10 protein-coding genes are annotated in these 12,861 nt (G+C 59.5%); 2 read left to right on the forward strand and 8 right to left on the reverse strand.

The window, feature by feature from the left end; translation table 11 throughout:
• Positions 1-103: 103 nt before the first annotated feature.
• Positions 104-1,714 (reverse strand): ATP-binding protein, encoded by a 1,611-nt coding sequence (locus tag PMI25_RS07955; RefSeq protein ID WP_024164442.1) that lies wholly within the window; start codon positions 1,712-1,714, stop codon positions 104-106.
• Positions 1,711-2,433, reverse strand: coding sequence for a response regulator (locus tag PMI25_RS07960; protein WP_007968483.1), 723 nt, complete (start codon positions 2,431-2,433; stop codon positions 1,711-1,713). The genes PMI25_RS07955 and PMI25_RS07960 overlap by 4 nt, the downstream gene beginning before the upstream one ends.
• A gap of 792 nt (positions 2,434-3,225) precedes the next feature.
• Here PMI25_RS07960 and PMI25_RS07965 point away from each other — a divergent pair.
• Positions 3,226-6,120, forward strand: coding sequence for a ribonucleoside-diphosphate reductase subunit alpha (locus tag PMI25_RS07965; RefSeq protein ID WP_007968485.1), 2,895 nt, complete (start codon positions 3,226-3,228; stop codon positions 6,118-6,120).
• 711 nt (positions 6,121-6,831) lie between these two features.
• Here PMI25_RS07965 and flgE read toward each other — a convergent pair.
• The 6 genes from flgE to PMI25_RS07995 all read right to left on the reverse strand — a co-directional run bounded on the left by flgE (position 6,832) and on the right by PMI25_RS07995 (position 11,967).
• On the reverse strand, positions 6,832-8,163 hold the full coding sequence (gene flgE / locus PMI25_RS07970; protein ID WP_007963044.1) for a flagellar hook protein FlgE: 1,332 nt from the start codon (positions 8,161-8,163) through the stop codon (positions 6,832-6,834).
• Positions 8,164-8,193: 30 nt separating this feature from the next.
• Positions 8,194-8,919, reverse strand: a complete 726-nt coding sequence (gene flgD, locus PMI25_RS07975; protein ID WP_007963046.1) for a flagellar hook assembly protein FlgD — start codon at positions 8,917-8,919, stop codon at positions 8,194-8,196.
• Positions 8,920-8,934: 15 nt separating this feature from the next.
• Positions 8,935-9,378, reverse strand: a complete 444-nt coding sequence (gene flgC / locus PMI25_RS07980) for a flagellar basal body rod protein FlgC (protein WP_007963049.1) — start codon at positions 9,376-9,378, stop codon at positions 8,935-8,937.
• 3 nt (positions 9,379-9,381) lie between these two features.
• Complete coding sequence (flgB, locus tag PMI25_RS07985; RefSeq protein ID WP_007963051.1) at positions 9,382-9,789, reverse strand: flagellar basal body rod protein FlgB; 408 nt, start codon at positions 9,787-9,789, stop codon at positions 9,382-9,384.
• A gap of 371 nt (positions 9,790-10,160) precedes the next feature.
• Positions 10,161-10,988, reverse strand: a complete 828-nt coding sequence (gene cheR / locus PMI25_RS07990) for a protein-glutamate O-methyltransferase CheR (protein ID WP_007963053.1) — start codon at positions 10,986-10,988, stop codon at positions 10,161-10,163.
• 46 nt (positions 10,989-11,034) lie between these two features.
• Positions 11,035-11,967, reverse strand: coding sequence for a chemotaxis protein CheV (locus tag PMI25_RS07995; RefSeq protein ID WP_007963055.1), 933 nt, complete (start codon positions 11,965-11,967; stop codon positions 11,035-11,037).
• A gap of 82 nt (positions 11,968-12,049) precedes the next feature.
• On the opposite strand from PMI25_RS07995, the gene flgA reads away from it, so the two are divergent.
• Positions 12,050-12,811 (forward strand): flagellar basal body P-ring formation chaperone FlgA, encoded by a 762-nt coding sequence (gene flgA / locus PMI25_RS08000; protein WP_081755196.1) that lies wholly within the window; start codon positions 12,050-12,052, stop codon positions 12,809-12,811.
• Positions 12,812-12,861: the final 50 nt, after the last annotated feature.

Genomic DNA, 12,861 nt, shown 5'->3' on the forward strand with positions numbered 1-12,861 from the left:
CAGCTCCCACAGTGTCCGTGGTGAGCACAGATTTTGGATACCCCCCTGAAACCTGTGGGAGCTGGCTTGCCAGCGATTGGGGCCGGCAAAACCGCCACAAAACTCAACGGCGCTCCTGATTCCGCGGCCAGCTCAGACTGAAGCAAGCCCCACCCAGACTCTTGCTCTTGTTGATCAGCGCCCGACCGTCATGCCAGTGGATGATCCGCCGCACAATCGACAGCCCCAGCCCGTGCCCACCAGAGGCCCGCGTGCGGCTGTCATCCAGACGCAGGAACGGCGTGAAGATTCGCTCCCACGCCACCTCCGGCACGCCCGGCCCGTCATCCTCGACATCGACCCGGCAGCGCAATTGCCCGACCTGATAACTCACCGTGACGTTCGAGCGCGCATGGCGCATCGCGTTGCTCACCAGATTCTGCAATGCGCGATGCAGGAAGCGCGGCTCGGCCTCGACCCAGGCGCCGTCGTTATCGGCAGCCGACAGACACAACCCGCGCTGCACCGTGACCTCGGCGCGCAACGGCGCCAGTTCTGCGATCACCTGATTGACCAGCGCATCGAGGTCAATGCGTTGAAAGGTCAGTGCCGGCGAACCCTGTTCCAGCCGCGCGTAAGTGAGCATTTCGTCCACCAGCTTATCGAGATCCTCGATGTCGTGATCCATGCCCTCGCGGTATTTTTCCAGCGCTTGCGGGGTGGTGGCCGAGCCGATCATCTCCAGCCCGAAACGCAGGCGTGCCACCGGTGTGCGCAGTTCGTGGGACACCGCGCGCACCAGTTCGCGCTGGATCGCCAGCAACTGTTGCAAGTGCTCGGCCATGCCGTTGAATGCCGACGCGAGACGCCCCACCGAGTCAGCCCCTCGGGCCGGCACGCGGGTTTCCAGACTGCCCTTGGCGATCCGCGTGGCCGCCGCTTCGAGGCCACGCAAACGCCGTTCGAGCTGACGCACCAGCAAGTAGACGATCAGCCCGATCAAGGTCAGACCGAGGGCCGCAATCAGCACCAGCCATTGCGGCGGGTACGGATTCATCTGATACAGCGGACCGATCTCCAGCACCCACGGCGTGCCAACCATGCCGGCAAACACCCGGATCGAGTCGCCGCCCTTGCCCAGCGCCATTACCGTATCGCCCTCGGACACGCGGCGGCTTTGGTCTTCATCCATGTCGGCCTCGTTGACCGTGACCAGTCGCAGATCGAAACCGAAGCCCTTCTCTTCTTTTAACTGCGCCAGCCGTTTGGGCTGCTCGCCCACCGGAAAACGCACCAGTTCATCGGCCAGCAGATAAATAGTCGCGCGCGCCAGTTGCTCACTGATCTGTTGCACGTCACCGGTCAGCAGCAGTTGTTCCTTGTCGCTGACCAGTCGATACACCCGCGCCGCATGCGGGCCGGTCTGTTCCACCAGCGCCTGACCGCGCTGCACCCGGGTGCGTTGGGACAAATCCAGATCGGTCTCGGAAAACTTCTTCAGCGCCAGCGGAATCCCCAGCAGACGCTCCCAGACCAACAACGCCCGGTGGCGCTCGGTTTCGTTCATCGGTTGCAGGTTGTCGGCCATCAGCGAAAACGTGCCATGGGCCAGGCGCTCGCGGTATTGCTCGCTGCGCACCTGATTGAGCAGGTGCAGCGCCAGCACGCCGAGCACCGCCACCAGAATCAGCGCCGCGCACATGCCGCCATAGATGCGCAGGAAGATCGAGTTCACAGCGCCAGATCCACACAGGCTTCAGGAACGAACAAATAGCCTTTGCTGCGGATGGTCTTGATCAGGCGCGGGTGATCGGGGTCGTCACCGATTTTCGGGCGGATGCGCGAGATGCGCACATCGATCGAACGGTCCTGGCCGTCGTAACCGATGCCCCGCAGCGCAGTGAAGATTTCTTCGCGAGAGAGGATCCGCCCGGCATTCGACACCAGCAGCCAGAGCAGGTCGAATTCGGCGCTGGTCAGTTCGATGCCGTTGTCGCTGAGCCAGGCTTCGCGCAGGGCGTTGTCCACCACCAGCGGACCGAATTGCAGACGACGGCTTTTTTCCGCGATCGGCTCGGCTGTGTCACTGCGTCGCAGCAAGGCCTGAATCCGCGCCAGCAACAGCCGTGGGCGCACCGGTTTGCACACGTAATCATCGGCACCGAGGTCGAGGCCCTGGATCTGGTCGGCATCGTCGGTGCGCGCGGTGAGCATCAGGATCGGCCCGTCGTAACGGTCGCGCACCTTGCGGCAGATGCTCAGGCCGTCTTCACCGGGCAGCATCAGGTCGAGGATCACCAGGTCCGGCTGCTCCTTGATGATCCGCGCCGCCGCCAGCGCGCCGTTGCCTTCGATCTCCACGCGCAATCCATTGGCTTGCAGGTATTCGCGGGTGAGTTCGGCCAGACGCTGGTCGTCCTCGACTATCAATACCTGCCAGGCTTCTTGCTCCACCAGTGACCTCTGCTTGCTGTTGTTATAAATAAGGCAGAAACGCACTGCCCCCTGCGGCAGCGCCTACACGAGTGTGCGATTGCCCGCAGATTCGGATCCTCCGGTCTTTTTGTCATCTTTCGGGAGGATAAGAACGGGTAAACACCGCTCGATTGTATAAACGGCGTACAGCCAGAACACAAGTCGCCAAATGCGTTCGGACAAGGCGGTTTTTTGTGATAGGGTTCGCGCCCTTAAAAATCCGCTGAAGCGTTTTTCCCGAGTGAAAAACAGTGACAAACGGTCTAGCTCAGCAGGTTCGCGGCCTACACGGGAATTCCTGGTTTCTTACACAATTTACGCACAGGTTTATCCACAGCTAGTACGTTGCAAGCCCTCTCGAAACGCATTATCTTGTAGCACGGCGCGAGGAGAGACCCTACATATAGGGTTTTCCGCTCAGGCGACCAACCACATTTCGGACCTGAAACTCAAGCGCTTTATTGCCAGTTTCCGGTTGAACCAAGCAAGTTTTTCAAAGCCCAAACCGCACTTGCGGATGGCGCCGTTTTTCAGGTCGGAAACGACCGGAACGGTACGGGTGTTGCAGTCATTACTGTCATCCGGGAAGGAATCCGGCTCGAGCCCTGGCTCGCAGCCAAAAACTTCGGCAAGGATGCGGCGTCATTAGCCTTTTTCCTACTGGTCCGAAGTTGTTATGCCCGACGCCCGTCGGTTGTAGTGCTTCGGACCAGAACGGTGAGCACCATGATGGTGCCCAAACAAACATAGAGAATGTGGAGATCACCCCCCATGCAAACCGACACAACTCGCGAGAACCCGCAGGGCACCTTGCCGCAGGCCGCCGATTCGAATTCGGATCTGGCCGCCACCGCGCCTGGTCAACTGCGCGTGATCAAGCGTAATGGCACTGTCGTTCCTTACACCGATGACAAGATCACCGTCGCTATCACCAAAGCGTTTCTCGCAGTTGAGGGCGGCACCGCTGCCGCTTCGTCGCGAATCCACGACACCGTTGCCCGCCTGACCGAACAGGTCACCGCGACTTTCAAGCGTCGCATGCCGTCGGGCGGCACCATCCACATCGAAGAAATCCAGGACCAGGTCGAACTGGCCCTGATGCGTGCCGGCGAGCAGAAAGTCGCTCGCGACTACGTGATCTACCGTGACGGCCGTTCGAAAGAACGCGCTGCCCACGCACCGGTGGAAGCCGCAGTCAACGCGCACCCGTCGATCCGCATCACCCGTGCCGACGGCAGCCTCGCGCCGCTGGACATGGGCCGCCTGAACACCATCGTTACCGAAGCCTGCGAAGGCCTGGCTGAAGTCGATGGTGACCTGATCCAGCGCGAAACCCTGAAAAACCTGTACGACGGCGTGGCCCTGAACGACGTCAACACCGCACTGGTGATGACCGCGCGTACGCTGGTTGAACGTGAGCCGAACTACTCGTTCGTCACCGCTCGCCTGCTGATGGACACCCTGCGTGCCGAAGGCCTGGGCTTCCTGGAAGTGGCCGAAAGCGCCACTCACCACGAAATGGCCGACCTGTACGCCAAGGCGCTGCCGGCTTACATCGCCAAAGGTATCGAGTTCGAACTGCTGAACCCTGTGCTGGCCACCTTCGACCTGGAAAAACTGGGCAAGGCGATCAACCACGAGCGCGATCAGCAATTCACCTACCTGGGCCTGCAGACCCTGTACGACCGTTACTTCATCCACAAGGATGGCGTGCGTTTCGAACTGCCGCAGATCTTCTTCATGCGCGTGGCCATGGGCCTGGCGATCGAAGAGAAGCAGAAAGAAGACCGTGCGATCGAGTTCTACAACTTGCTGTCGTCCTTCGACTACATGGCTTCGACTCCGACCCTGTTCAACGCCGGTACCCTGCGTCCACAGCTGTCGAGCTGCTACCTGACCACCGTTCCGGATGACCTGTCGGGCATCTACCACGCGATCCACGACAACGCCATGTTGTCCAAATTCGCTGGCGGCCTGGGCAACGACTGGACTCCGGTGCGTGCACTGGGTTCGTACATCAAGGGCACCAACGGCAAGTCGCAGGGCGTGGTTCCGTTCCTCAAAGTAGTGAACGACACCGCCGTAGCCGTTAACCAGGGTGGCAAGCGCAAAGGCGCTGTGTGTGCCTACCTGGAAACCTGGCACATGGACATCGAAGAGTTCATCGAGCTGCGCAAGAACACCGGTGATGATCGTCGTCGTACCCACGACATGAACACCGCCAACTGGATCCCTGACCTGTTCATGAAGCGTGTCTTCGATGACGGCAAGTGGACCCTGTTCTCGCCTTCCGAAGTGCCGGACCTGCACGACCTGACCGGTAAAGCCTTCGAAGAGCGTTACGAGTACTACGAAGCCCTGACCGAGTACCCGGGCAAGGTCAAGCTGTTCAAGACCATCCAGGCCAAAGACCTGTGGCGCAAAATGCTGTCCATGCTGTTCGAAACCGGCCACCCGTGGCTGACTTTCAAAGACCCGTGCAACCTGCGTAGCCCGCAGCAGCACGTCGGCGTGGTTCACAGCTCGAACCTGTGCACCGAGATCACCTTGAACACCAACAAGGACGAGATCGCCGTTTGCAACCTGGGCTCGATCAACCTGCCGAACCACATCGTCGACGGCAAGCTGGACACCGCCAAGCTGCAACGCACCGTAAACACCGCCGTGCGCATGCTCGACAACGTGATCGACATCAACTATTACTCGGTGCCGCAGGCGAAGAACTCCAACTTCCGCCACCGTCCGGTCGGCCTGGGCATCATGGGCTTCCAGGACGCGCTGTACCTGCAGCACATCCCTTACGGTTCCGACGCTGCCGTCGAGTTCGCCGACAAATCGATGGAAGCGGTCAGCTACTACGCGATCCAGGCGTCCTGCGACCTGGCTGACGAGCGCGGTGCGTACGAGACCTTCAACGGTTCGCTGTGGTCCAAAGGCATCCTGCCGCTGGATTCGCAACAGATCCTGATCGAACAACGCGGCCAGAAGTACATCGACGTTGACCTGAACGAAACCCTGGACTGGGCACCGGTCCGCGCCCGTGTACAGAAAGGCATTCGTAACTCCAACATCATGGCCATCGCACCGACCGCGACCATCGCCAACATCACCGGCGTATCGCAGTCGATCGAACCGACCTACCAGAACCTGTATGTGAAATCGAACCTGTCGGGCGAATTCACCGTGATCAACCCGTACCTGGTTCGCGACCTCAAGGCTCGCGGTCTGTGGGACTCGGTCATGATCAACGACCTGAAGTACTACGACGGTTCGGTTCAGCAGATCGAGCGCATCCCGCAAGAACTCAAAGAGCTCTACGCAACCGCGTTCGAAGTGGACACCAAGTGGATCGTTGACGCCGCCAGCCGTCGTCAGAAGTGGATCGACCAGGCCCAGTCGCTGAACCTGTACATCGCCGGCGCATCGGGCAAGAAGCTCGACGTGACCTACCGCATGGCCTGGTACCGTGGTCTGAAAACCACCTACTACCTCCGTGCCCTGGCCGCGACCAGCACCGAGAAGTCGACCATCAACACCGGCAAGCTGAACGCTGTTTCCAGCGGCGGCAACCACGGCGACGATTCGGTTCTGGCCGCTCCGGCAGGTCCGGCACCAGTGCCAAAGGCTTGTGCGATCGACGAGCCGGATTGCGAAGCTTGCCAATAAGCTGAGCCGGGTCAGGCGTCGCGAGACGCCTGATGCTTCCAGGCCAAAGAAAACCCCCGACAGACTTCTGGTTTGTCGGGGGTTTTCTTTTGTCCGCCATTTATTTGTAGGAGCTGTCGAGTAGATCGCGGCCTTCGGCAGCTCCTACAGAGGATGAGTACATCTGGCAGGCCGCCATCGCTGGCAAGCCAGCTCCCACATTGGGATTGGATGCGGTCAGTTAAAGATTGGTCGGCTGACAGGCCGCCATCGCCAGCAGGCTGAAAGCGTAGAGCCCATGCGGCAAAGCCGCCCCACTCAATGGCCGAGTGTCAGCTCGCCGAAAGCTTTTGATCTTGCCGTACCGGCCCCGTCGGCAGGCTGAGTGGAGGGGTTTATCCGGGGGTGGGAGCGCAGCGACCGTTTGGCGCAGCCAAACACATCGAGAGGAGGTGCAGCGAAGCAAACCGGAGGCGATGCGCCCGGATGAATCCCGCAACGAAGGAACCCGAGCCTAAGCGAGGGCCGTACGCCGGGGCCCAGCCTTTTGGTTACTTTTGGCTGGGCCGGCATTCCGGCGTCTGCAAAAGTGACTCGCCGTAAGGGCGAAACCGCCAGCCGCAGCACCCGAAGCAACGGATATTCACCCAATCAAAACCACCGCCACCCGATAGCCGTCCACAAAAAAGCCCCTCAAAAAGAGGGGCTCCCTTGCACAACCAGAAACCGCAATCAGGTCATCTGAATGATGGTCTGCATGATGGTGCTCTGGGTCGAAATGGTCTTGGCGTTCGCCTGATAGTTGCTCTGGCCCTTGATCAGGTCCACCAGCTCGTTGGTCAGGTTAACGTTGGACTCTTCCAGCGAGTTGGACGCGATCGAACCCAGCGTACCGGTTTCCGGTGCATCGTAACCCGGGATACCCGAAGCGAAAGTCTCTTTCCAGCTGGTACCGCCGACCGCCTGCAGGCCTTGTTCGTTGGTGAAGCTGGCCAGCGCAACCTGGCCGATGGCCTTGCTCTGGTTGTTGCTGAAGTTGGCGAACAGCGTACCGGTGCCGTCGATGGTCAGGTTGGTGATCTGGCCAGTGGCATAACCATCCTGAGTCGGGATCGAACGCGCGGTATCAGCATTGAACTGAGTGGTCTTGGCCATGGAAATGGTCACGCCATTGGCGTTGGCAGACGCGCCGTTAGGCGTGAAGGTGCCGTCAATCACTTTACCCGGTACCCAGCCGGTCAGCTTCAAGTCGCTGCTGATGATCGGCTTGGTCGGATCTGCCGGGTTAGGCGTGCTGACCTGAGTGAGATTGCCCGAACTGTCGAACGTCAGTGTCGAAGCAGTCGGGGCGGTCTTGGTTGGATCGCTGCCGGTTGCATCCGGATTGCGCCCGTCCACCAGGGTGTAGACTTTCCAGGTGTTTTGGCCGGTTTTCACCATGTACTGATCCATGACGTGCGAGTTGCCCTGAGAGTCATAGATAGGCGTGCTGAAGGACTTGGTGTAGGTTTCGAGTTTCGCCGGGTCGAACTTGCCTGCCGCCGCTGTGTCGTCGATCACGGGTGCCGACGAGTTCAGGTTGATGGACGAAGTCACCAGCGAAGTCGATTTCGGCGCCAGGTTCGAAGTGTCGATTTTCAGGTCGGTCAACACGCCGTTGATGATCTTGCCGTTGGCATCCACACCATAACCTTGCAGGCGCGAGGTGTAGTCGGTGTTGGTGATGAAGCCGTTGTTATCGACCTTGAACGTACCGGCACGGGTGTAGGTGATCGCGCCGTTGTTGCTCATGGTGAAGAAACCGGAACCGTTGATGCCCATGTCCAACACGTTGCCGGTGTTGTTGATGTCACCCTGGGTGAACTGCTGGGAGACGTTGGCCAGGCGCACACCGTTGCCGATGACCTTGCTGCCGCTGCCCAGGCGAGTGGCCGAGTAGACGTCTTCGAATTCTGCACGGGACGATTTGAAACCGGCGGTCGCGACGTTGGCGATGTTGTTGCCGGTCACGTCCAGTTGTTTGTTGGCTGCATAGAGACCGCTAAGGCCGATATTGAAAGACATATTCCACTCCTTTGTGCCGGTTAGTCGGCTCTATATACCAATGGTTTGTACTTTGGACAGGGCAACGGTGCCCTTGCCGGACAGGTTGAGCATCAGCTCGCCACCGGTCTGGCTGATCGTGACACTGGTGACCGTCGCTGGCAGGTAGGTCGCCAGGTCGGTGGAGGTGCCATTGATCGATGCGTTGGCCTTGACGGTATAAGTACCGGCCTTGACCAGATTGCCGTCCTTGTCCTTGCCGTCCCAGGTGAAGCTCGCGTTGCCCGCTGCGCGACTGCCCAGGTCGATGGTGCGAATCGCCGTGCCGGTGCTGTCGGTGATGGTGACCGTGCCGCCGGCAATCGACGACGGAACGGTGACCGAACCGGTCATGCCTTTGCTCGGGTCGTCCATCTGCACGCTGTTGGTCTGCACGATCACGTTGCGACCGACCAGCGACGACGCCTGCAAGGCTTGCGAGGAGTTGTAGTTGCCGGCCAGCGAACTGACGGTGCTGTTGAGGGTGGTGATGCCCTCAAGACTGCTGAACTGCGCCAACTGCGCAACGAAGGCGCTGTTGTCTTGCGGGTCGAGCGGATTCTGGTTCTTCAACTGGGTAACCAGCAGTTGCAGGAACGCGTCCTTGCCCAGGGCCTGGCCGCCGGTGGAGCTGTTCGTGGCCGAAGCAATGCCATCGGCGGTCGAACTGGTCTTTTTCGACGAGTTCGCCAGGATGTCATTCATGCTCAGGCTGCTGGTGGTATCGGTAACGCTCATGGCAGTCGCCCCTTATTACTGACCGAGGGTCAGTACCTTCTGCATCATGGTTTTGGCGGTATTCATCATTTCGGCGTTGGTCTGGAACGACCGGCTCGCGGAAATCATGTCAGCCATTTCTTCCACCACGTTGACGTTCGGGTAGTAGACATAGCCCTTGGCATCAGCGGCCGGATGGTTCGGCTCGTAGCGCGCTTCGAGGTTGCTCTGGTCTTCGACCACGCCGAGTACCTGCACGCCCTGCCCTGCGGCGTCCTGACTCTGGAACAGCGAGTTGCTGCCGGTGTTCTGGCCGCCCTGGAACATGGTGGCGAACACCGGGTGACGGGCGCGGTAAGTCTGATCGATGCTCGACGAAACGGTTTCGGCGTTGGCGATGTTCGAAGCCACGGTGTTCAGACGCGTGGTTTGTGCGCTCATGCCGCTGCCGGCAATGTTGAAAACGCTGGACAGGGACATGGATTACTCTCCGCGCAGGGCTGACACCAGCCCTTTGAATTTGCTGTTGAGCAGGGTGAAGCTGGCCTGGAAGCCGACTGCGTTTTCCGCGTAGTTCGACTGCTCAAGCTGAGCGTCCACGGTGTTCTGGTCGATCGAAGGCTGCATCGGCGTGCGATACATCAGCGACTCGTCGCCATTGCCCAGGCCTTCAACTTCGATGTGACGGCTGTTGGTCATGTTCAGGGCAATGGTGCCGTTGGCGTTCTTCTGGGTCTGTGCTTCAAGCACTTTGGAGAAGTCCAGATCCCGAGCCTTGTAATTCGGGGTATCGGCGTTGGCGATGTTGTTGGCCAACACTTCAGCGCGCTGGGCGCGGAAGCCCAATGCCTTTTCGTGAATGCCGAGCGCTTTATCGAAGCTGATGCTCATGTCGGGAACCTTCGGGTGACCGGTTTTTCGTACCTGAGCTTTAGCAAGGCGCGTGCCAAACAGAATAACCCCCGTAAACCGGGGCTTTGCGGGGCATCGGCAAAGCGGCAATGCCAGAAAAGCGGCAACCGGTTTCCGCCGAATGCCGCTTTTCTGCCGCCTGACTGCCTTCTATCAGCCAACACTGAACCCTGTGGGAGCGGGCTTGCCCGCGATGGCGGTATGTCTGGTTAATCTAAATCGACTGACACGACGCTATCGCGGGCAAGCCCGCTCCAACAGGGATTTGTGGTGCCAGGGAGAAATTCATCGGGCACAAAAAAAACGGCAGGCCTTTGCGGGCCTGCCGTTTTTTGCTGTTGCCGGTGCAATCACTTCGCCTGGTAGATGATCCCCGGGCTGCACTGGACCATCTGGTAATGATCCGGCAAACCGTTCAGCGCTTCGGAAGCGCCAAGGAACAGATAGCCGCCTGGCTTCAACGTGCTGTGAATGCGCAACAGGATGTCTTTCTTCACCTCGGCGGAGAAGTAGATCAGCACGTTGCGGCAGAACACGATGTCGAACTTGCCCAGACTCGCGTAGCTGTCGAGCAGGTTGAACGAACGGAATTCCACCCGGTTCTTGATCGGCGCCTTGATCACCCAGCGCCCCGGCCCTTTCGGGTCGAAGTAGCGCTGCAGACGATCGGCGGACAAACCGCGGCCGATTGCCAGGCTGTCGTACTCGCCGGTCTTGCAGTTGGTCAGCATGCTGCCGGACAAGTCCGTGGCAACGATCTGCACGCCCATCTTCAACTGACCGAGGTTGCTGCGCTCGAACTCATCGATCGACATCGACAGCGAATACGGTTCCTGACCCGACGAGCACGCCGCCGACCAGATCCGCAGACGCTGGTTGGGACTAGCCTTGATCGCCTCGGGCAGCACCTTGTTCTTCAAGACTTCAAACGGATAGGTGTCACGAAACCACAGGGTTTCGTTGGTCGTCATGGCATCGACCACCTGCTCGCGCAAACCGCTGCGCGGCTGGGTCTGGATGCGCTGTACCAGCTCACCCAGGGACTTGATGCCTTGCTGCTCCATCAGTTTGTTGAGACGGCTCGAGACCAGGTACTGCTTGTTTTCACCGAGCAAAATGCCACAGGCTTTTTCCAGGAAGACCCGGAATTGTTCGAAATCCAAATTACCCGTAGACAATGATGCCGCCTCTTAAATCGTGTTGACCGCCAGGGACAAAAGGTCCCTAGCTGATATCTGCTGCTTTGATCCGGTCGACTACCCGGGATGCCAGGTCATCAGGACGGAATTTGGCCAGGAAGTCATCGGCACCGACTTTCTTGACCATCGCCTGATTGAATACCCCCGACAACGAAGTATGCAGGATGATATGAAGCTTTTGCATGCGCGGGTCGTTGCGGATTTCCGCCGTCAGGGTGTACCCGTCCATCTCCGGCATCTCGATGTCGGAAATCATCATCAGGAACTCTTCTTCCGGCTTCTTGCCCTCATCGACCAGCTTGCGCAGGTAATCCAGCGCCTGCTTGCCGTCGTTCAGCGCCACCACTTCGACCCCGACCGTCTGCAGGCAACGAGTGACCTGCTTGCGCGCCACCGACGAGTCATCGACCGTCAACACCCGCAGCGACAACGCCTTGCTCTGGGTCTCGACATCCACCACGCCGACCGAAATCGCTTCCGGCGTCGGCGCGACTTCCGCCAGCACCTTCTCGACATCGATGATTTCGACTAACTGATTGTCGACCCGAGTCACAGCGGTCAGGTAGTGATCGCGCCCCGTGCCCTTGGGCGGCGGATGGATCTCTTCCCAGTTCATGTTGACGATGCGCTCCACCGAGCGGACCAGGAAACCCTGGGTCTTGGTGTTGTACTCCGTGATGATCACGAACGGACTGTTTTTGTCTTTCAACGCCCCGGAACCGGTCGCCATTGCCAGATCAAGGATCGGAATGGTCGCCCCCCGGATATTCGCCACCCCGCACACGACAGGACTGGACTTGGGCATCAACGTCAGCGACGGGCATTGCAGCACTTCCCGCACTTTGAACACGTTGATTCCGTAGAGCTGTTGGCCGTCGAGACGGAACAACAACAGCTCCAGGCGATTCTGCCCCACCAGTTGCGTGCGCTGGTTCACCGAATCCATTACACCAGCCATGCCCAGACTCCTACACCAACGCCAAGTGTTGTTGCGACGCACATTCATTGCTAAACGGCACGGCGCTTGCTTTTTAACTCGTATGAACGCTCAAACGACATTTTTCCGACGCCTGACCTCCCGCACCCGCAAAGCGCTGTGCGCGACGTCTGCCGTCTGCTTGTTTTTCGCTGGCAGCCCTGCCGGTGCTGATACGGTTACCTTGCCTGACATGCTTATCGGCGTCACCCAGGGCTTTCTTGAGTTCACCGTAGAAGACTATCTGGCTACCAGTCAAACGGAAGGTCGCTACGAAATCGAGGTCAACCAGCTCGACCCGCGTATGCGCATGCCTATGTGCGACAAGGAATTGACAGCGTCGCTGGAGAGTCCGGCACGCCCGCTGGGCCGGGTTACGGTCAAGGTGCGATGCGAGGGAAGCTCGCCGTGGACGGTGTTCGTGCCCGCTCAAGTCCGCCTGTTTCGCGAGATTGTCACCACCACCCGCCCGCTGAAACGCGCCGGAATTATCGAGCCGCAGGACGTGACCTTGCGTGAACGCGACATCAGCCAGATCAATCAGGGTTTCCTGACGTCGGTGGATGAAGCCATCGGGCAGAAATTAACCCGACCAACGGTCGCCGATCAGGTGATCACTCTGGTGCATCTGGAACAGGCTGAAGTGGTGCGCAAGGGTGATCAGGTGGTCATCATCGCCCGCAGCGGCACACTCGCCGTGCGCATGCCCGGCGAAGCCCTGGCCAATGGCGGTCTGAAAGAACAGATCCGGGTGAAAAACCTCAATTCCAACCGGGTGATCAAGGCGCAAGTCATCGCGCCGGGCCAGGTGGAAGTGGCCATGTAAAACGCTCAGGCAGAAAACTGGCGCCGATCTCGACGCTTCCCTAAACTGTG

Origin of the sequence: Pseudomonas sp. GM30, assembly GCF_000282275.2 — a bacterium.
Classification (GTDB): domain Bacteria; phylum Pseudomonadota; class Gammaproteobacteria; order Pseudomonadales; family Pseudomonadaceae; genus Aquipseudomonas.

Excerpts from the sequence above, each read along its gene's own strand:
- PMI25_RS07965 (WP_007968485.1), top strand. The coding sequence starts at position 3,226 with ATGCAAACCGACACAACTCGCGAGAACCCGCAGGGCACCTTGCCGCAG.
- flgE (WP_007963044.1), bottom strand. The coding sequence starts at position 8,163 with ATGTCTTTCAATATCGGCCTTAGCGGTCTCTATGCAGCCAACAAACAA.
- flgD (WP_007963046.1), bottom strand. The coding sequence starts at position 8,919 with ATGAGCGTTACCGATACCACCAGCAGCCTGAGCATGAATGACATCCTG.
- flgC (WP_007963049.1), bottom strand. The coding sequence starts at position 9,378 with ATGTCCCTGTCCAGCGTTTTCAACATTGCCGGCAGCGGCATGAGCGCA.
- flgB (WP_007963051.1), bottom strand. The coding sequence starts at position 9,789 with ATGAGCATCAGCTTCGATAAAGCGCTCGGCATTCACGAAAAGGCATTG.
- PMI25_RS07995 (WP_007963055.1), bottom strand. The coding sequence starts at position 11,967 with ATGGCTGGTGTAATGGATTCGGTGAACCAGCGCACGCAACTGGTGGGG.
- flgA (WP_081755196.1), top strand. The coding sequence starts at position 12,050 with ATGAACGCTCAAACGACATTTTTCCGACGCCTGACCTCCCGCACCCGC.